At 53.7% G+C, this 18,727-nt stretch carries 17 protein-coding genes and 1 pseudogene; 3 read left to right on the top strand and 15 right to left on the bottom strand.

Annotated elements, in window-relative coordinates:
• Nucleotides 1-230: 230 nt before the first annotated feature.
• The 8 genes from sucD to sdhC all read right to left on the bottom strand — a co-directional run bounded on the left by sucD (nt 231) and on the right by sdhC (nt 9,902).
• Nucleotides 231-1,100, bottom strand: a complete 870-nt coding sequence (sucD, locus tag OGX95_RS03485) for a succinate--CoA ligase subunit alpha (protein WP_005122544.1) — start codon at nt 1,098-1,100, stop codon at nt 231-233.
• A complete protein-coding gene (sucC, locus tag OGX95_RS03490) occupies nt 1,100-2,266 on the bottom strand; it encodes an ADP-forming succinate--CoA ligase subunit beta (protein ID WP_003022927.1) in 1,167 nt (388 codons plus the stop codon). Before sucC ends, sucD begins: the two co-directional genes overlap by 1 nt.
• A 91-nt stretch (nt 2,267-2,357) precedes the next feature.
• The gene (gene odhB, locus OGX95_RS03495) at nt 2,358-3,581 is read right to left on the bottom strand and encodes a 2-oxoglutarate dehydrogenase complex dihydrolipoyllysine-residue succinyltransferase (protein ID WP_271450211.1); all 1,224 of its coding nucleotides are present in this window, start codon (nt 3,579-3,581) and stop codon (nt 2,358-2,360) included.
• A gap of 14 nt (nt 3,582-3,595) precedes the next feature.
• The gene (sucA, locus tag OGX95_RS03500; protein WP_271442215.1) at nt 3,596-6,397 is read right to left on the bottom strand and encodes a 2-oxoglutarate dehydrogenase E1 component; all 2,802 of its coding nucleotides are present in this window, start codon (nt 6,395-6,397) and stop codon (nt 3,596-3,598) included.
• 261 nt (nt 6,398-6,658) lie between these two features.
• Nucleotides 6,659-7,375 (bottom strand): succinate dehydrogenase iron-sulfur subunit SdhB, encoded by a 717-nt coding sequence (sdhB, locus tag OGX95_RS03505; RefSeq protein ID WP_286628329.1) that lies wholly within the window; start codon nt 7,373-7,375, stop codon nt 6,659-6,661.
• Between the two features lie 15 nt (nt 7,376-7,390).
• A complete protein-coding gene (gene sdhA, locus OGX95_RS03510) occupies nt 7,391-9,157 on the bottom strand; it encodes a succinate dehydrogenase flavoprotein subunit (protein WP_271449841.1) in 1,767 nt (588 codons plus the stop codon).
• Nucleotides 9,157-9,504 (bottom strand): succinate dehydrogenase membrane anchor subunit, encoded by a 348-nt coding sequence (gene sdhD / locus OGX95_RS03515; protein ID WP_286628330.1) that lies wholly within the window; start codon nt 9,502-9,504, stop codon nt 9,157-9,159. Before sdhD ends, sdhA begins: the two co-directional genes overlap by 1 nt.
• Complete coding sequence (sdhC, locus tag OGX95_RS03520; RefSeq protein WP_271449843.1) at nt 9,498-9,902, bottom strand: succinate dehydrogenase cytochrome b556 subunit; 405 nt, start codon at nt 9,900-9,902, stop codon at nt 9,498-9,500. Before sdhC ends, sdhD begins: the two co-directional genes overlap by 7 nt.
• Before the next feature lie 383 nt (nt 9,903-10,285).
• Here sdhC and OGX95_RS03525 point away from each other — a divergent pair.
• The 3 genes and pseudogenes from OGX95_RS03525 (at nt 10,286) to OGX95_RS03535 (ending at nt 13,064) form a co-directional block, all read left to right on the top strand.
• A pseudogene (locus OGX95_RS03525) lies at nt 10,286-10,396 on the top strand (hypothetical protein).
• A gap of 202 nt (nt 10,397-10,598) precedes the next feature.
• On the top strand, nt 10,599-11,882 hold the full coding sequence (locus OGX95_RS03530; protein WP_271442210.1) for a citrate synthase: 1,284 nt from the start codon (nt 10,599-10,601) through the stop codon (nt 11,880-11,882).
• A 135-nt stretch (nt 11,883-12,017) separates the two neighbouring features.
• Nucleotides 12,018-13,064: an AbrB family transcriptional regulator gene (locus OGX95_RS03535; protein ID WP_286628331.1), complete on the top strand. Its 1,047-nt coding sequence runs from the start codon at nt 12,018-12,020 to the stop codon at nt 13,062-13,064.
• Here OGX95_RS03535 and nei read toward each other — a convergent pair.
• From nei to pxpB, 7 genes are all read right to left on the bottom strand, one after another.
• Entirely contained in the window at nt 13,061-13,852 is a 792-nt protein-coding gene (gene nei, locus OGX95_RS03540; protein ID WP_286628332.1) for an endonuclease VIII, read from the bottom strand. The genes OGX95_RS03535 and nei overlap by 4 nt on opposite strands.
• Nucleotides 13,853-13,866: 14 nt before the next feature.
• Nucleotides 13,867-14,511: a pyroglutamyl-peptidase I gene (pcp, locus tag OGX95_RS03545; protein WP_286628333.1), complete on the bottom strand. Its 645-nt coding sequence runs from the start codon at nt 14,509-14,511 to the stop codon at nt 13,867-13,869.
• A 9-nt stretch (nt 14,512-14,520) separates the two neighbouring features.
• Entirely contained in the window at nt 14,521-15,516 is a 996-nt protein-coding gene (locus OGX95_RS03550) for a DUF979 domain-containing protein (protein ID WP_286628334.1), read from the bottom strand.
• On the bottom strand, nt 15,513-16,235 hold the full coding sequence (locus OGX95_RS03555) for a DUF969 domain-containing protein (protein ID WP_286628335.1): 723 nt from the start codon (nt 16,233-16,235) through the stop codon (nt 15,513-15,515). Before OGX95_RS03555 ends, OGX95_RS03550 begins: the two co-directional genes overlap by 4 nt.
• A gap of 179 nt (nt 16,236-16,414) precedes the next feature.
• Nucleotides 16,415-17,149, bottom strand: coding sequence for a 5-oxoprolinase subunit PxpA (gene pxpA / locus OGX95_RS03560; protein ID WP_286628336.1), 735 nt, complete (start codon nt 17,147-17,149; stop codon nt 16,415-16,417).
• Nucleotides 17,139-18,071, bottom strand: coding sequence for a 5-oxoprolinase subunit PxpC (pxpC, locus tag OGX95_RS03565; RefSeq protein ID WP_286628337.1), 933 nt, complete (start codon nt 18,069-18,071; stop codon nt 17,139-17,141). The genes pxpA and pxpC overlap by 11 nt, the downstream gene beginning before the upstream one ends.
• Entirely contained in the window at nt 18,065-18,721 is a 657-nt protein-coding gene (pxpB, locus tag OGX95_RS03570; protein WP_286628338.1) for a 5-oxoprolinase subunit PxpB, read from the bottom strand. The genes pxpC and pxpB overlap by 7 nt, the downstream gene beginning before the upstream one ends.
• Nucleotides 18,722-18,727 lie beyond the last annotated feature (6 nt).

An 18,727-nucleotide genomic window follows, 5' to 3' on the forward strand; every position in this document is an offset into this window, starting at 1 on the left:
AGGCGGTAATATGCAAAATCCAGGCAAAAGAAAGAATGATGTTCGCCGCAAAAAATAATCTCATTTGTGAAGATGATTATGATCAATTTGCATGATACGGGATGACAGAAAATAAAAAAGGCCATCAATAGATGGCCAACCATGTCGAAAACGAATCAGTCTTGCTTCCTTCGCGTAACAGCTGTTTTCTGCTACGCGAAAGAGTCGGACTTTATACTGCTTTTTGAGAATTACTTAATTACCGCTTTCAGCGCTTCGCCGATATCGGCCAGACTGCGCACGGTTTTCACACCAGCCGCTTCCAGTGCAGCGAATTTCTCATCCGCTGTCCCTTTACCGCCCGCGATGATCGCGCCCGCGTGACCCATACGCTTGCCTTTCGGCGCGGTCACACCTGCGATGTAACCCACAACCGGCTTAGTCACGTGGTCTTTAATGTACGCTGCTGCTTCTTCTTCTGCGCTACCGCCGATCTCACCGATCATCACGATCGCTTCAGTCTGCGGATCTTCCTGGAACAGTTTCAGGATGTCGATAAAGTTAGAGCCTGGGATCGGGTCACCGCCGATACCGACACAGGTAGACTGGCCAAAACCGTAGTCGGTGGTCTGCTTAACGGCTTCATAGGTCAGCGTACCGGAACGGGAAACAATACCCACTTTACCCGGTTTATGAATGTGGCCCGGCATGATGCCGATTTTACATTCGCCCGGGGTGATAACGCCTGGGCAGTTCGGGCCAATCATGCGTACGCCCGCTTCATCCAGTTTCACTTTCACCGTCAGCATATCCAGCGTCGGGATACCTTCGGTGATGGTGATGATCAGTTTGATGCCTGCATCAATCGCTTCCAGAATGGAATCTTTGCAAAACGGTGCCGGTACGTAGATAACGGTGGCGGTTGCGCCGGTCGCTTCTACGGCTTCACGTACGGTATTGAATACCGGCAGACCCAGATGCGTGGTGCCACCTTTGCCCGGCGTAACGCCGCCGACCATTTGCGTACCGTAAGCAATCGCTTGTTCAGAGTGGAATGTCCCCTGGCTACCGGTGAAGCCCTGGCAGATAACCTTGGTATCTTTATTAATTAAAACTGACATTATTTCCCCTCCACTGCGGCAACAACCTGCTGAGCTGCATCCGTCAGACTTTTCGCTGCAATAATATTCAGGCCGCTGTCAGCCAGTTTCTTCGCGCCGAGTTCGGCGTTGTTGCCTTCCAGACGTACAACAACAGGAACGTTAACACCCACTTCTGCTACCGCACCGATGATACCGTCAGCGATCAGATCGCAACGAACGATACCGCCGAAGATGTTAACCAGAACGGCTTTAACATTGTCGTCAGAGAGGATGATTTTGAATGCTTCGGTGACACGTTCTTTGGTCGCACCGCCGCCCACATCGAGGAAGTTAGCCGGTTCGCCGCCGTGCAGCTTAACGATGTCCATGGTGCCCATTGCCAGGCCCGCACCGTTAACCATACAACCAATGTTACCGTCCAGTGCGACGTAGTTCAGTTCCCACTGTGCAGCCTGTGCTTCACGCGGATCTTCCTGAGACTGGTCACGCATTTCACGCAGGTCAGCCTGGCGGAACAGCGCATTGCCGTCAGCCCCCAGTTTGCCATCGAGACAAATCAGATCGCCTTGTTTGGTGACCACCAGCGGGTTGATTTCGATCAGCGCCAGGTCGCGCTCCAGGAAAATCGTCGCCAGGCCCATGAAAATCTTGGTGAACTGCTGAACCTGTTTACCTTCCAGACCCAGTTTGAACGCCAGTTCACGCCCCTGGTAAGGCATTGGGCCTGCCAGCGGATCAAGTGCCACTTTGTGGATCAGGTGCGGCGTTTCTTCTGCGACTTTTTCAATTTCCACACCGCCTTCGGTAGAGGCCATAAAGACCACGCGACGGGAACTGCGGTCAACAACTGCGCCGAGGTAAAGTTCTTTACCAATGTCGGTCGCTGCTTCAACCAGAATCTGGTTTACCGGTTGACCATGTGCGTCTGTCTGGTAAGTGACCAGACGTTTACCCAGCCAATGTTCAGCAAAAGCGCGAATGTCTTCTTTGCTGTTAACAACTTTCACACCGCCCGCTTTACCACGGCCACCAGCGTGAACCTGACATTTTACTACCCACGGGCCCGCGCCGATTTTAGAGGCGGCTTCTTCGGCTTCACGCGGAGTAGTACAGGCATAACCCACCGGTGCCGGTAAGCCATAGCGGGCAAAAAGTTGTTTTGCCTGATATTCATGTAAGTTCATGTGTTCTGTCCATCCTTCAGGTAATCGTTATCTTTTACCCGTAGGCCTGATAAGGCGTCCAGACCTACGGGGCAGGTGATACTCTTTTTGGTTACACGTCCAGCAGCAGACGTGTTGGATCTTCCAGCAACTCTTTAATGGTTACCAGGAAGCCGACTGACTCACGACCATCAATCAGACGGTGGTCATAAGACAGCGCCAGATACATCATCGGCAGGATTTCAACCTTACCGTCTACCGCCATCGGACGGTCTTTGATGGCATGCATACCCAGGATAGCGCTCTGCGGCGGGTTGATGATAGGCGTAGACATCAGGGAACCGAACACACCACCGTTAGTGATGGTGAAGTTACCGCCCGTCAGATCTTCAACCGTCAACTTGCCGTCACGACCTTTTACTGCCAGTTCTTTAATATTCTTCTCGATGTCGGCCATACCCAACAGATCAACATCACGCAGTACCGGGGTCACCAGGCCACGCGGCGTGGAGACCGCCATGCTGACATCAAAGTAGTTGTGATAAACCACGTCATCACCATCGATAGACGCGTTGACTTCCGGATAGCGTTTCAGCGCTTCAACAACAGCTTTAACGTAGAAAGACATAAAGCCCAGACGGATACCGTGACGTTTTTCAAACGCGTCACCGTACTGCTTACGCAGGTCCATGATTGGCTTCATGTTGACTTCGTTGAAGGTCGTCAGCATCGCAGTGGAGTTTTTCGCTTCCAGCAGACGCTCAGCCACGCGCTTGCGCAGGCGGGTCATCGGAACGCGTTTTTCACCACGTGCGCCCAGCGCAGGCTGCGCAGCAGGTGCGGCGGCCGGTGCTTTGGCTTCAGCTTTCGCCGCCGGCGCTTTAGCCAGATGTTTTTCAACATCTTCACGCGTAATACGTCCACCGACACCCGTGCCATTGATAGCGCTGGCTTCGAGGTTATGCTCACCCAACAGGCGACGGATTGCCGGGCTCAGGGCATCGTTGTTCTGCTCGGCGAGGGACGCCTGCTGGCGCTGCGCCGGAGTAGAATCTTTCTCTTCAGACTTGGCGCTGGTCTCTTTACCGGCGCTGTTGCCTTCACGCAGGCGACCGAGGATCTGGCGAGAAGTTACAGTTGTCCCTTCATCTTCCAGGACCGCATCAAGAATACCGTCCGCTGATGCCGGTACTTCCAGTACCACTTTGTCAGTTTCGATTTCTACCAGTACTTCATCACGACGTACTGCATCGCCCGGTTTTTTATGCCAGGTTGCAACCGTTGCATCCGCGACGGATTCAGGCAGGTCGGGAACAAGAATATCTACGCTACTCATTATTTATCCTTTATTTAATCGACGTTCAGCGCGTCATTTACCAGATCTTGTTGCTGTTTCTGGTGAACGGACATATATCCTACTGCCGGAGAGGCAGAGGCCGGGCGACCTGCATAACGCAGAGCTGACCCAAATGGAATTACTTCACGGAAATGATGCTGGCTGCAGTACCATGCGCCCTGGTTAAGCGGCTCTTCCTGGCACCAGACAAAATCATGTACATGAGCAAACGGTTTCAGCGCTTCCTGCACCGCTTTATGCGGGAACGGATAGAGCTGTTCGATGCGCACAATGGCAACATCTTTTTGGCCATTCTTACGGCGTTGCTCCAGCAGGTCGTAATAAACCTTACCAGAACACATCACGACACGCTTCACGGCTTGTGGATCAAGTTCATCAATCTCACCAATGGCTGGCAGGAACGTACCGTTCGCCAGTTCGTCGAGCGTAGACACCGCCAGCGGATGACGCAGCAATGACTTCGGTGACATCACCACCAGCGGACGACGCATACCGCGCAGCGCCTGACGACGCAGCATGTGGTAAACCTGTGCCGGCGTAGATGGGACGCAAACCTGCATGTTTTGCTCAGCACAAAGTTGCAGATAACGTTCCAGGCGCGCGGAGGAGTGCTCCGGCCCCTGACCTTCATAGCCGTGCGGCAGCAACATCACCAGGCCACACATACGGCCCCATTTCTGCTCACCGGACGAGATGAACTGGTCGATAACGACCTGCGCACCGTTGGCGAAGTCACCAAACTGCGCTTCCCAGATGGTCAGGGTACGCGGTTCAGCCGTGGCATAACCGTATTCAAATGCCAGCACCGCTTCTTCAGACAGGACGGAGTCCCAGACGCGGAACGTCCCCTGCCCGTTATGCACATGCTGCAGCGGGGTGTAGGTTGAACCGTTCGCCTGGTTATGAATGACCGCATGACGGTGGAAGAAAGTACCGCGACCGGAGTCTTCACCCGACAGACGTACCGGAATGCCTTCGTCAACCAGCGTGGCGTAAGCCAGATTTTCTGCGCCACCCCAGTCGAACAACTTCTCGCCTGCCGCCATCGCCTGACGATCGCCATAAATCTTGGCAACGCGCGACTGCATTTCAACCGCTTCTGGTACGGTACTGATGCGTTTGGCCAGTTCCTGCAAACGCTTCATTTCAACTTTGCTGGGGTAGTTTTCATCCCACTCGTGGTTGAGGTACGGTGACCAGGTGAAGGAGTGCATGTTCATTGGACGCCACTCTTTCACGACGCATTCGCCAGCATCCAGCGCATCACGATAGAGGTTGACCATCTCGGTCGCATCTTCCAACGTCGCAACTTTATCGGCTTCCAGTTTGTCAGCGTAGATTTTGCGCGGGGTCGGATGCTTTTTGATTTTCTGATACATCAGCGGCTGGGTTGCGCTCGGCTCATCGGCTTCGTTATGGCCGTGACGGCGGTAGCACACCAGATCAATGAAGACATCACGTTTAAAGGTATTACGGAAATCCAGCGCCAGACGAGTCACGAAAGCAACCGCTTCGGGGTCATCCGCATTCACGTGGAAGATCGGCGCCTGAACCATCTTACCGATGTCGGTGCAGTACGGCGTAGAACGTGCGTCCAGCGGGTTAGAGGTGGTGAAGCCCACCTGGTTGTTGATGACGATACGAACGGTACCGCCCACTTCGTAACCACGCGCTTTCGACATGTTCAGGGTTTCCTGAACCACGCCCTGTCCGGTCACTGCCGCATCACCGTGAATCGTAATCGGCAATACTTTATTGCTGCTTGGCTCGTCCAGACGATCCAGACGCGCACGAACGGAACCGATAACCACCGGGCTAACGATTTCCAGGTGCGACGGGTTAAACGCCAGCGCCAGGTGCACCAGACCGCCTTCGGTTTCGATATCTGATGAGAAGCCCATGTGGTACTTCACATCACCGGTGCCGAGGTGTTCTTTATGTTTGCCTGCGAATTCGTCGAACAGTTCCTGTGGGCGTTTACCCAGCACGTTAACCAGTACGTTCAAACGACCGCGGTGCGCCATGCCCAGAACCACTTCACGGGTTCCACTGTTACCGGCGTGGCGGATCATTTCTTTAAGCATCGGGATTAACGCATCGCCACCTTCCAGTGAGAAGCGTTTTGCCCCTGGGAACTTCGCACCCAGGTAGCGTTCCAGGCCTTCAGCTGCAGTCAGTTCACTGAGGAAGCGTTTCTTCTCTTCACTACTGAATGCTGCACGACCGGACTCGATACGCTGCTGAAGCCAGCGTTTCTCTTCGGTGCTGGTGATGTGCATATACTCGGCGCCAATCGGGCCGCAGTAGGTTTGTTTCAGCGCGACAACCAGGTCGCTCAACTTCATGGTGTCTTTGCCGCCGGCAAAAGAACCAACGTTAAAGCTTTCCTGAAAATCAGCGTCGGTCAGATCGTGGAAAGACGGGTCCAGATCGGCCACATTTTCTTGTTGCCACAGCCCCAGCGGATCGAGGTTCGCATGCTGGTGACCGCGGAAACGATAGGCGTTAATGAGCTGCAGGACTTTAACCTGCTTCACATTGGCATCAGGGTCGGAAATAGAAGAAGAGTAACGTGGGGTAATCAACGCCTGTCGACGGAAATAATCACGTGTTTTTGAGTGGAGTTGATCCGGTTTGACTCCGGTACCAGGTAACTGCTGGAACGTCGAACGCCAGTTAGCATCTACCGAGTCAGGGTCGGTTAAGAAGTCTTCATAGAGCTGTTCTATCCAACTCTGGTTAGAACCGGAGAGGTAAGAAGAGTCCAACCAGGCTTTCAAAGCGCTGTTCTGCATCGTGATCCCTTAAGCATTTGTATGCTTACTTCGCCGTGGATACTACCACGCACACCGATGTGCGTGCCGGGGTTCACTTGTTGCGGACTGTCGTATCATCTGCGTCCGCTAAGGAACCTTTAAAAACTGTCTAATAATCTTCGTCGTTCGGACCGCGCCTTGTCGCGCTTCGAACGCCTCGATTATTGCTCTCTAATTTATGGCAGTTTTTAGAGGTTTCCTGCACTACCGGGGAATCACTTCCCCGGCAACAACAACTATTTATGCACTACGTTTCAGTAACATCGACTTAATATGACCAATCGCGCGCGTTGGGTTCAGCCCCTTAGGACAAACACTGACGCAGTTCATGATGCTATGGCAGCGGAATACGCTGAAAGCGTCACTCAAACCGTCCAGGCGGCTGTCGGTCTCGGTATCGCGGCTGTCGATCAGGAAACGATACGCGGCCAGTAAACCTGCCGGGCCAATAAACTTGTCCGGATTCCACCAGAATGATGGGCAAGACGTTGAGCAGCATGCACATAAAATACATTCATACAGCCCATCGAGCTTCTCACGCTGCTCTGGCATTTGTAAATGCTCACGAGCCGGTGGATTTTTCCCATTATTCAACAAGTAAGGTTTAATCTTCTCATACTGTGCGTAGAATTGCCCCATGTCTACCACCAAATCGCGCACAACCGGTAAACCCGGCAGCGGGCGAATGACAATCATCTTACCCGGCTGATTCAGCGCAGAAATAGGTGTGATACAGGCCAGTCCATTTTTACCGTTCATATTCAGACCGTCGGAGCCACAGACCCCTTCACGGCAGGAACGGCGGAACGATAGCGTAGGGTCTTTTTCTTTCAGCTGCATCAGTGCATCCAGCAGCATCATGTCGCGCCCTTCTTCCGCTTCCAGGGTGTAATCCTGCATGTGCGGAGCATCATCAACATCCGGGTTATAGCGATAAATTGAAAACTCGAGTCTCATTTTCCTGTCTCCGCATTAGTAAGTACGAATCTTCGGCGGGAATGCCGGGCGCAGTTTCGGTTCCATGTTGACTTGACGTCGGGTCATGGATTCCGACTCTGGCAGATACAGGGAATGGCACAGCCAGTTTTCATCATCACGTTCCGGGAAGTCGAAGCGACTGTGAGCGCCACGGCTTTCGGTACGGAAGTTGGCGGATACCGCCGTTGCGTACGCGGTTTCCATCAGGTTATCCAACTCCAGGCACTCGACGCGCTGGGTGTTGAACTCGCTGGAGGTATCATCCAGACGGGCATTTTTCAGGCGCTCACGAATGGCTTTCAGCTCTTCAAGACCTTTCGCCATCGCGTCACCTTCGCGGAATACCGAGAAGTTATGCTGCATACATTCCTGCAGCGCTTTACGGATCACAACCGGGTCTTCACCGTCGCGATTGCCGTTCCAGCGATTCAGACGCGCCAGAGAGGCATCGATCTCTTCTTCCGTCGCATCCTGCAGATTACCTTGCTCGGCGATAGATTCCTGCAGATGCAGGCCGACCGCACGACCAAAGACCACCAGGTCCAACAGCGAGTTGCCGCCCAGACGGTTGGCACCGTGAACCGATACGCAAGCGATCTCGCCCACGGCAAACAGTCCAGGAATGACCACATCTTCACCCTGCTCGTTCACGGTCAGCGCCTGGCCAGTCACCTTGGTCGGAATACCCCCCATCATGTAGTGACAGGTTGGAATGACCGGAATCGGCTCTTTCACTGGGTCAACGTGAGCAAATGTACGGGAAAGCTCCAGGATACCCGGTAGACGGGATTCCAGTACTTCTTTACCCAGATGGTCGAGTTTCAGTTTGGCGTGCGGACCCCATGGGCCATCGCAGCCGCGACCTTCACGGATTTCGATCATAATGGAGCGCGCCACCACGTCACGGCCCGCAAGGTCTTTCGCGTTCGGGGCATAACGCTCCATGAAGCGTTCGCCGTGTTTGTTCAACAGATAACCACCTTCACCACGGCAGCCTTCTGTTACCAGCACGCCCGCACCGGCGATACCGGTCGGGTGGAACTGCCACATTTCCATATCCTGCACCGGAACACCGGCACGGATTGCCATACCTACGCCATCACCCGTGTTGATGTGGGCGTTCGTTGTCGACTGATAAATACGGCCTGCACCACCGGTTGCCAGCACGGTCGCGCGGGCTTTGAAGTAAACCACTTCACCGGTTTCGATACACAGTGCGGTACAACCGACAATTGCGCCGTCGGCGTTTTTCACCAGATCTAACGCATACCACTCGGAGAAAATCGTGGTGTGGTTTTTCAGGTTTTGCTGATACAGCGTGTGCAACAGCGCGTGACCGGTACGGTCAGCCGCTGCTGCAGTACGTGCCGCTTGCTCGCCACCGAAGTTTTTCGACTGACCGCCAAACGGACGTTGATAAATGGTGCCATTTTCCAGCCGCGAGAACGGCAGCCCCATGTGGTCCAGTTCCAGAATCGCTTCCGGACCGGTTTTACACATATATTCAATGGCGTCCTGATCCCCAATGTAGTCCGACCCTTTTACCGTGTCGTACATGTGCCATTCCCAGTTATCTTCATGGGTATTACCGAGCGCAACGGTGATACCCCCCTGCGCAGAGACGGTATGGGAACGGGTTGGGAAGACTTTGGAGAGCAGCGCACAGGTCTGACCGCTCTGGGAAATTTGCAGCGCCGCGCGCATACCTGCACCACCGGCACCAATCACAACAGCATCAAATTCTCTGACTGGCAGTTTCATTACACACCCCACACCACAACAAATCCATAAATGACGTAAACCACCAGCGCAACGACAATGGCCAGTTGCAGAATCAGGCGAACTGCCAGCGGTTTAACGTAGTCGGTCAACACCTGCCACATGCCAACCCAGGCATGAATCAAGATGGAGAAAAGAGCCAGCAGGGTGAAGACTTTGGTGAATGCCGATGAGAAGAAACCGGTCCAGGCTTCAAAGGTCAGGTCGCCACTGGTGGCGAAGAAGCCGACCATATAGATGATGTATAACGTCAGAACGATAGCGGTGGCACGGACCAGAATGAAGTCATGTACGCCATTGCGTCCTAATGCGGAGGCGTTGCTTACCATACGAGGACTCCTGCGAGAAGTGAAAGCACGACAATGATTACAAAAGAAATTTTGGCGGAACGTGTCCCTGCTTCGAGGGTTTCTTCGAGGTAGCCAAAATCCATCAACAAATGGCGAATGCCCATGACGGCGTGATAGGCCAGCGCAATCAGAATCCCCCACAGAATCAACTCCACGAAGAAATTATTCATAATGGATGACGCGGCGAGGAAACCTTCAGGGGAGGACAGGCTGGTACCCAATAACCACAACAGGATCCCGACCGCCACGAAGGTGATCACTCCAGATACGCGATGGAGAATGGACGCTATCGCCGTGATTGGGAATCGGATCGTTTGCAGATCCAGATTGACAGGTCTTTGTTTTTTCACATTTCTTATCATGAATAACGCCCACATGCTGTTCTTATTATTCCCTTTGGACTTCGGGCACAGAAGAAAAAGACTTCTGTAGTCTGAAAGACGCCGGGATTTCCTTCCTCCGGTCTGCGTGCGGGTCAGACAGCGTCCTTACTATAACTACGCGTCATATAAAACACTGCTTCCAGTTGCTAAAACGACACGTTACAACGCTGGTTGGCTCGGGATTGCAGGGTATTCCGGAGACCTGGCGGCAGTATAGGACGTTCACAAAATCATTACAATTAACCTACATATAGTTTGTCGGGTTTTATCCCGAACAGTGACATAGGTCACGATAACAACATTATTTTAATTTTTAATCATCTGATTTGACAATCATTAAACAAAGTTGTTACAAACAACACCAGAAAAAGCATATAATGCGTAAAAGTTATGGGGTCACTCTTTCACCGGAGATTTAGTTATGTAACAGTGTGGAAGTATTGACCAATACCTTCAGGACAGTTATTAGTGATAGACAGGTTAAATAATTCGGATTGCTAAGTTGTTGATTTGTTGCTAATTCACCATGAGTTAACTGATTTACCTGCAAGCGCCCATTGCTCTGTACCCTGGTTTTCTCCTCTATCGCAGAGCGGCGAGCCGAATAACAAACTGGTAATGGTTAATTGATGAGTTGAAACAGATCTCACCTGAGTAGTCTTAAGTAATAAGGCGCTAAGGAGACCGTAAATGGCTGATACTAAAGCAAAACTCACTCTTAATGGTGACGCTGCTATTGAACTGGATGTGCTGAAAGGTACGCTCGGTCAAGATGTTATTGATATTCGTAGCCTTGGCTCAAAAGGGATGTTCACTTTTGACCCAGGTTTTACCTCTACCGCATCCTGCGAATCCAAAATTACTTTCATCGACGGTGACGAAGGTGTTTTGCTGCATCGCGGCTTCCCGATTGACCAGTTGGCAACCGAGTCCAACTATCTGGAAGTGTGTTATATCCTGCTGTACGGTGAAAAACCGTCACAGGAAGAGTACGACGAGTTCAAAACCACGGTCACTCGCCATACCATGATCCACGAACAGATTACCCGTCTGTTCCACGGTTTCCGCCGCGACTCTCACCCGATGGCCGTCATGTGCGGTGTTACCGGTGCGCTGGCCGCGTTCTACCATGACTCTCTGGATGTCAATAATGCGCGTCACCGTGAAATCGCCGCTTTCCGTCTGCTGTCCAAAATGCCAACCATGGCAGCAATGTGCTACAAATACTCCATCGGCCAGCCGTTTGTTTATCCGCGTAACGACCTTTCCTACGCCGGTAACTTCCTGAACATGATGTTCTCCACGCCGTGCGAAAAATACGAAGTAAACCCAATCCTGGAACGCGCAATGGATCGTATTCTGATCCTGCATGCTGACCACGAACAAAACGCTTCAACGTCAACCGTACGTACCGCTGGCTCTTCCGGCGCTAACCCGTTTGCCTGCATCGCAGCCGGTATCGCTTCCCTGTGGGGACCGGCGCACGGCGGCGCGAACGAAGCTGCACTGAAAATGCTGGAAGAAATCAGCTCAGTTAAACACATTCCGGAATTTGTTCGCCGCGCGAAAGACAAGAATGATTCTTTCCGTCTGATGGGCTTTGGTCACCGTGTTTACAAAAACTATGACCCGCGCGCCACCGTCATGCGTGAAACCTGCCATGAAGTGCTGAAAGAGCTGGGTACCAAAGATGACCTGCTGGAAGTGGCAATGGAGCTTGAGCACATCGCGCTCAACGACCCGTACTTTATCGAGAAGAAACTCTACCCGAACGTGGACTTCTACTCTGGCATCATTCTGAAAGCAATGGGTATCCCGTCTTCCATGTTCACCGTGATCTTCGCAATGGCGCGTACCGTTGGCTGGATTGCACACTGGAACGAAATGCACACCGACGGCATGAAAATCGCCCGTCCTCGCCAGTTGTACACCGGCTACGACAAGCGCGATTTTAAGTCCGACATTAAGCGTTAATCCCTGTTACCGGCTGGCGATGCTGTGGCGTCACCAGCCGGTATATTCCCTTTTTCTTGACATGCGTTGTGTTAATCCGCCCATCCTTTCTCTATGATTTACTGAGATTTCTCTAATTTTATTCAGGAGCATGGGATGCCTGTTTTGCAGTGGAGTGCACTGTTTATACTGTCACTTCTTCTTTCCCTGCTGTTTCTGCTTATCCATCTTCCGGGGCCATTACTGCTCGGGTCGATGATTGTCGGTATTATTTTCAGTATGCGCGGTATTTCGCTGCATCCCCCTCGCTGCACGTTTCTCGGTGCGCAGGCCATTCTCGGCTGTATGATTGCGCAAAACCTGACTGGCTCTATTTTAACCACGCTTGCGGCGCACTGGCCGGTGGTTATGGTCATCCTGCTGGCGACACTTGTCAGCAGCGCGGTCATCGGATGGCTGCTGGTTCGTTACAGCAACCTGCCCGGTAACACCGGTGCGTGGGGTTCATCGCCTGGCGGAGCCGCAGCAATGGTTGCAATGGCACAGGATTATGGCGCCGACATCCGCCTGGTGGCCTTTATGCAGTATCTGCGGGTACTGTTGGTGGTGGGGGCAGCCGCACTGGTCACCCGACTGGTAATGGGCGATCAGGCACAGGCGGTCAGCGCCCAAATGGTCTGGTTTCCGCCGCTGAGTATCAACCTGTTCAGTACCCTGATGTTGGCCGCCGTTGCCGGGGGGGCAGGACGATTGCTGCGTATCCCCTCTGGCGTCATGCTCCTGCCTATGCTGGTGGGCGCATTGCTGAACGCTGGCGGTGTCATGGTCATTGAACTGCCGGAATGGCTGCTGGCGATGGCGTATATGGCCATCGGCTGGCAAATAGGCCTGGGTTTTGACAAACAGATCTTTTTGATGGCACTGCGTCCGTTGCCACAAATTTTATTGTCTATTTTTTCACTGATGACTGTCTGTGCCGCCATGGCCTGGGGGCTGGCACATTATATGCGAATCGACTTTCTCACCGCCTATCTGGCGACCAGTCCGGGAGGTGTGGACTCCGTCGCAGTGATTGCCGCAGGAAGCCATGCCGACATGGCACTGGTCATGGCGATGCAGACCCTGCGACTGTTCAGTATTTTATTAACCGGACCGACAGTCGCGCGGTTTATTTCAGCGCATGCGCCAAAACAGCCAGCTTAGTGCTGGCATCCCGGGCACCAGTAAAACGGTCGTGAAGAGAGCATCGTTTTCTCAATAATGCCGCCACAGCGTTCACAGAGCTCGCCATCCCGATGGAACACCTTAAAGCGAAATAACGCCCCGTGATGCTTGTTCTCATCAGCCAGCCCACGGGTGTTGTAGGACAGGCGTGGAATCTCGAGCAGCGCATGCGCCAGCGCGCTGAGCTGTTCATCGCTCAGTTGCGATGCTTTATGCTGACCGGTCAGTCCAACCTGCCAGAGAATTTCTACCCGCAGATAGTTCCCCAGTCCCGCCAGAAACGCCTGATCCAACAGTAAGCCAGAAAACTGCCGATTGCGAAAACGGGGTGACAGCAACCGCGCTTTAACCTCCTCAGGCGTTAAACGCAGATCCAGCACGTCCGGCCCTACCCGTTGCAGAAACGGATGGGTCGCCAATTGTGCTGATGTCAGCATCTCAATATCAGACGCGCTATAGAGCAGGATGGTTTTATCGTGTGTTTGCAGTTTGACACGCAACACACGCGTCGTTTCCGGTATATTTCCGGTCTCCACCACCCGCCATACGCCGTAAAGCTGATTGTGGCTGTACAGCGTCAGTCCATTTGAAAAGTGGGTCAGTAATGCTTTTCCCCGCGTTTCAAGCTGGATGACGCGCTGCCCGATGAGTTGAGATTGATACGGTTTTAACTGCTCAAAGGCAAACCAGACATCCGTCAGCGGTTTGCCTTTGACTGCCGCCTCCAGGTTATCCGCCGCGCGGCGGATCTCCGGGCCTTCAGGCATAATACTGTCCTTTGTTAATGAGTTGCACCGCCCGTCACTGCGATATCGCGTTCCACCTGTAAGGCAGTGTCAATGGCAATTTCCAGCGCCCGGCGCACCGTTTCGCTCGCCATACTTGGCGCTCCGGGGTGCGCGGCGGCCTGTTGTGGCAGATAAGGGATATGGATAAACCCGCCCTTTACTGCCGGTGTGTCTCGTAGTTTGTGCAGCAAGCCATACATCACGTGGTTACAGACGAAGGTACCTGCGGTTTGCGAAACCGAGGCCGGAATACCCGCATTGCGCATGGCCGCCACCATTGCTTTGATCGGCAGCGTGCTAAACCATGCCGCCGGACCCTCGGCGACAATCGGCACATCAACAGGCTGCTGACCGTGGTTATCCGCAATACGCGCATCGTCCACATTGATCGCCACACGCTCAACGGTAATATCGGTACGACCTCCTGCCTGCCCCACCGCCAGCACCAACGACGGTGACAGCGCGTCAATCGCGGCATTAAGTACGGCCAGAGACTCGCCAAATACGCACGGTAGTTGACGCGCCACGACACGGCATCCGGCGATGATAGCATTGTCGAGCCCGGAGACCACTTCCCAGGAAGGGTTAACTGACTCGCCGCCAAAGGGTTCAAATCCGGTAATTAAGACCGTTTTCATCCTTTCTCCTTACAGGAACATCAGGAAATACATCAGGAACACGTTAACCAGCAACAGCAGTATGCCGGTTGGCACCTGCGCTTTAATCACCGCGTTTTTATCCGGTAACTCCAGCAGGGCTGCGGGCACGATGTTAAAGTTCGCTGCCATTGGCGTCATTAAGGTTCCGCAATAACCGGAGAACATCCCAATGGCCGCCATCACCGCGGGGTTACCACCATGCTGCAACACAAGAATTGGAATACCGATCCCGGCGGTCACAATCGGGAACGCAGCAAATGCGTTCCCCATGACCATCGTCAACAGCGCCATACCGATGGTGTACACCGCCACGGCGATAAAGCGGCTATCTACTGCGAGGTATTCCTGGGTCAGATACGATATACCACTGCCGACACCCGCCGCTGTAAACAACAGCCCAAGCGTTGCCAGAATTTGCGGCAGGATGAACGCCCAACCGATGGAATCCAGCAGACGACGGGCTTCCTGAATGGGCTGATGGACGCGCTCATGGGTCATTTTTATCGCCATCGCCAGGCCAATCAGCGAGCCTGCCGTCATAGAAAAGAGCGTGACCAGCGTGGCGTGATTCCCTGGCCCAAACAGTGCATCCTGCAAACCCGGAATATGGTTAAACATCAGTACACCGATAACGGTCACCAGCGGAATAGCCAGCGCCGGAAAAAACAAGCGGTTGCCCAGTCGGCTGGCGCTTTCTTCACGCTGCTGCTGGGTGCGTTGATGGTAGCTGCCCAGTTTCACACCGCCAAACCCGGCGATCAGCGCCAGTACAACCACCGCAATGCCGACGGCGATATGTACCGTACGTTTGTCGCCAAACAGTGAGTACGTCCAGTCTCCAAGCAGGAACAGCACACCATACAGTCCCCAAAACAGCCCTGTGCTCAGACGGCGTGGGTTCGCTTTGTCCTGCCAGGACATCACCGCCACAATCAACAGTACCGCACCCGCCAGCCAGTAGAGATAGCTTTGCTGAAAATTCATTGCGCTGCTCCTTTCGCTGCCGCATTGGCTTTCGCCACCTCACGCTGCAGATAGTTATCCAGACGCCACAAGCGCGTACCGTGGATCAAGAAGGCGCAAATTGCCGTTGGGATCCCCCACAGGGCAATATGCAGTGGCTCGGTCTGGATCCCACCGGACTCCAGCATAAAGTTGTGCATGAAAATGATCGCCCCAAAGGCAACGAAGATGTCTTCACCGAAAAACAGACCAACGTTGTCAGTCGCCGCAGACATTGCACGCAGTCGATAACGCACGGCCCCCGGCAATTCACCGTGGTTTTTCTCCGCAGCCCCTTCAGCCATCGGGGATAATAACGGGCGTACCATCTGAGGATGCCCACCCAGGCTGGTCAAGCCCAGCGCGGCGGTCACTTCACGAATAAACAGATAGACAATGAGCAGACGACCACTGGTGGCGCTACGGATTTTCGCGATCCACGTCTGGGCACGCTCTTTCAGCCCGTGACGTTCCAGCAGACCAATGACTGCCAGCGGAATCAGCAGGATAAACGGCAGGTTGCGGGTGTTGAGAAATCCTTCACCCAGCTTTTCAAGAATAGTGGCGATTGGCATATGCGCTGCCAGCCCGGTGACGATCCCGGCAACGATAACCACCAATACCGGGTTAAAACGTAAAAGAAATCCGACCACGATGACGGCGATCCCCGTCAATGGCCAGAGAGAAATAGCCTCTCCCATAATTCATTCCTGTTTAAATTCGTCATATTTCAAGCAGCATATCCGTTGACTGCGTTCGTTCCCCCCCTGCCACTCACTTATGTAAGCGCCAGGGAAGTCACTCACGGGTCATCTTCCCGCCACTCGAAATATTCAGAGTTGATGTTGTTGTGTAATATCTTATTGTTTTGTATAAGAATTTATGCGCTAATTTGAATATCACAGGCGCTGAACGCGCTGCGCAAACGACGGGCAAAAGCGAGTGCGTGCTCACCATCCCCATGAATGCATACCGTCTGCGCGGTCACGCTTGCCCATGTTCCACTCTGACTTTTTACTCTCCCGGACTGCACCATTTCTAACGTTTGCGCCAGCGCCTGCTCTTCGTCTTCGATCAGTGCACCTGGCTGACTACGCGGAACCAGACTACCATCAGCCTGATACCCCCGATCTGCAAAAACCTCCTGACGCGTCACCAGACCATAATGTTCACCGGCGCGGATCAATTCGCTCCCCGCCAGCCCTACCAGTATCAATGACGGATCGCAGGCATAAACTGCTCTGGCTATCGCATCGGCCAGCACAGGATCTTTTGCGGCCTGGTTATAGAGCATGCCGTGCGGTTTCACATGGCGCATCATGCCCCCTTCCGCCCGGGTGATCGCGGCCAGCGCACCGATTTGATACAGCGTTTGTGCGTAAACCGTTTCTACCGGCAAGGTCATGGCGCTACGACCAAAGTTTTCCCGATCCGGGAAACTGGGATGCGCCCCCACCGCGACGTCATTTTTAAGCGCCTCACGCACGCTTGACAGCATGGTTTGCGCGTCCCCGGCATGAAATCCACAGGCGATATTGGCCGATGACACCAGCTGGAGTAGCGTCGCGTCGTTCGCACAGCCTTCGCCGAGATCGGCATTCAAATCAATTTTCATCGTTAAGTCGCCATGTTAGCTGTTCCAGATAACGCTGCTGATCGTGACGCGCCTTCAACGCCTCTTCCAGAGAGCACTGAACAAAGTGAATCGGTTGTCCAAGAGGGATCTGCGCAAGGTGATACATATCCGCCTCGATGATACAGGCGATACGCGGATATCCGCCCGTGGTCTGGGCATCGTTCATCAGTACAATTGGCTGCCCGTTATGCGGGACCTGTACCACGCCGGGGAGCAAACCGTGTGACAACATCTCGCGGTCTGTCGTGCGTGTCAGTGGCTGCCCCTGCAGGCGATACCCCATACGGTTACTCTGTGGGCTCAGTCGCCACGGCGAGCGCCAGAACGATGCCTGCGATGCCTCGTCAAACTCCTGATATTCGGGTCCTGGTAACGCACGAATGTGGTTGCCCCACATCAACTGTTTTACCCCTTGTGGGCCATTGAATTGCCGTGTTGAAACGCCAATCGCCAACTTATCGCCATCGCGTAACAAACGTCCTTCAAATCCGCCAATACCGACTTTCAAATCGGTACTGCGCGATCCCATAACGTCGGGAACATCAATACCGCCCGCCACCGCCAGATAACTACGCATACCATGATGCGGGTGTTTTAATGACAGGCGTTGTCCGGCTTTAACTGGCAACCGCCAACCGCTCCATACCGGAGTACGATCCAAATGCGCTTCGCATCCCGCGCCGGTCAAGGCAAACCAACCATCCGCGTCAAACTCCACCACCAGCTGACCCAACGTGACTTCCAGCGCGGCAGCATTCGCATCATTTCCTACCAGCAGATTAGCGACGTTCAATGCCGGTTTGTCCAACGCACCGCAGTGGCTTACCCCTGACTGACGAAAGCCATGCCGCCCCCCATCCTGTACGGAGGTGTACATGCCAGCACGAATGATGTTTAACATACGCCCTCCTTCTGCGGGACAAAACGTACAGTATCTCCAGCCCGTAACAGGATCGGCTCCTCCCGCTGCGGATCAAAAAGCTTAACGGCGGTACGTCCTATCAGTTGCCACCCGCCGGGCGTTGCAATCGGGTAAATACCGGTTTGTGAACCGCCGATCCCCACCGAACCTGCCGGAACAAGTAAGCGCGGTTCGGCTCGTCTTGGCGTATGTAATGGTTCTGGTAAGCTCCCAAGATAGGGAAATCCCGGCTGAAACCCTAAAAACCAGACGACATAATCCACTGATGCATGCAATTCAACGACCTGCTTGCCGCTCAAACCACTGTGCCGGGCGACTTCGGCCAGATCGGGCCCATATTCGCCGCCATAGATAACGGGGATTTCGACAAAGCGCGAATCCGGCTCCATCGCCTCGCTCTCTTCCCACCAACGTTGCAGGCGTTCGATAGCATCCAGCGCCAGCGTCTGCGGGGAATTCAGGATCACCGTGATATTGTTCATTCCCGGAATGGCTTCAAGTACATTCGGAGCATCAGCCAGACGCTGGGCCAGACGCCAGATGCGTTTCTGAGTTGCCAGCGTAATCGGCGGTTCCAGCTCCAGAACCACCGCAGTTTCACCTAACAGATAACAACGCGCTCGCTGCACTTTCGT

Origin of the sequence: Citrobacter sp. Cu233, from assembly GCF_030332225.1 — a bacterium.
Lineage (GTDB): Bacteria > Pseudomonadota > Gammaproteobacteria > Enterobacterales > Enterobacteriaceae > Citrobacter.

What these genes read in the sequence shown, in the direction of transcription:
- OGX95_RS03530 (WP_271442210.1), top strand. Translation starts at nt 10,599, where the DNA reads ATGGCTGATACTAAAGCAAAACTCACTCTTAATGGTGACGCTGCTATT.
- OGX95_RS03550 (WP_286628334.1), bottom strand. Translation starts at nt 15,516, where the DNA reads ATGAATTTTCAGCAAAGCTATCTCTACTGGCTGGCGGGTGCGGTACTG.
- sucA (WP_271442215.1), bottom strand. Translation starts at nt 6,397, where the DNA reads ATGCAGAACAGCGCTTTGAAAGCCTGGTTGGACTCTTCTTACCTCTCC.
- sdhB (WP_286628329.1), bottom strand. Translation starts at nt 7,375, where the DNA reads ATGAGACTCGAGTTTTCAATTTATCGCTATAACCCGGATGTTGATGAT.
- pcp (WP_286628333.1), bottom strand. Translation starts at nt 14,511, where the DNA reads ATGAAAACGGTCTTAATTACCGGATTTGAACCCTTTGGCGGCGAGTCA.
- OGX95_RS03535 (WP_286628331.1), top strand. Translation starts at nt 12,018, where the DNA reads ATGCCTGTTTTGCAGTGGAGTGCACTGTTTATACTGTCACTTCTTCTT.
- OGX95_RS03555 (WP_286628335.1), bottom strand. Translation starts at nt 16,235, where the DNA reads ATGGGAGAGGCTATTTCTCTCTGGCCATTGACGGGGATCGCCGTCATC.
- pxpC (WP_286628337.1), bottom strand. Translation starts at nt 18,071, where the DNA reads ATGTTAAACATCATTCGTGCTGGCATGTACACCTCCGTACAGGATGGG.
- nei (WP_286628332.1), bottom strand. Translation starts at nt 13,852, where the DNA reads ATGCCTGAAGGCCCGGAGATCCGCCGCGCGGCGGATAACCTGGAGGCG.
- sdhA (WP_271449841.1), bottom strand. Translation starts at nt 9,157, where the DNA reads ATGAAACTGCCAGTCAGAGAATTTGATGCTGTTGTGATTGGTGCCGGT.
- odhB (WP_271450211.1), bottom strand. Translation starts at nt 3,581, where the DNA reads ATGAGTAGCGTAGATATTCTTGTTCCCGACCTGCCTGAATCCGTCGCG.
- sucD (WP_005122544.1), bottom strand. Translation starts at nt 1,100, where the DNA reads ATGTCAGTTTTAATTAATAAAGATACCAAGGTTATCTGCCAGGGCTTC.
- sdhC (WP_271449843.1), bottom strand. Translation starts at nt 9,902, where the DNA reads ATGTGGGCGTTATTCATGATAAGAAATGTGAAAAAACAAAGACCTGTC.
- pxpA (WP_286628336.1), bottom strand. Translation starts at nt 17,149, where the DNA reads ATGAAAATTGATTTGAATGCCGATCTCGGCGAAGGCTGTGCGAACGAC.
- sucC (WP_003022927.1), bottom strand. Translation starts at nt 2,266, where the DNA reads ATGAACTTACATGAATATCAGGCAAAACAACTTTTTGCCCGCTATGGC.
- sdhD (WP_286628330.1), bottom strand. Translation starts at nt 9,504, where the DNA reads ATGGTAAGCAACGCCTCCGCATTAGGACGCAATGGCGTACATGACTTC.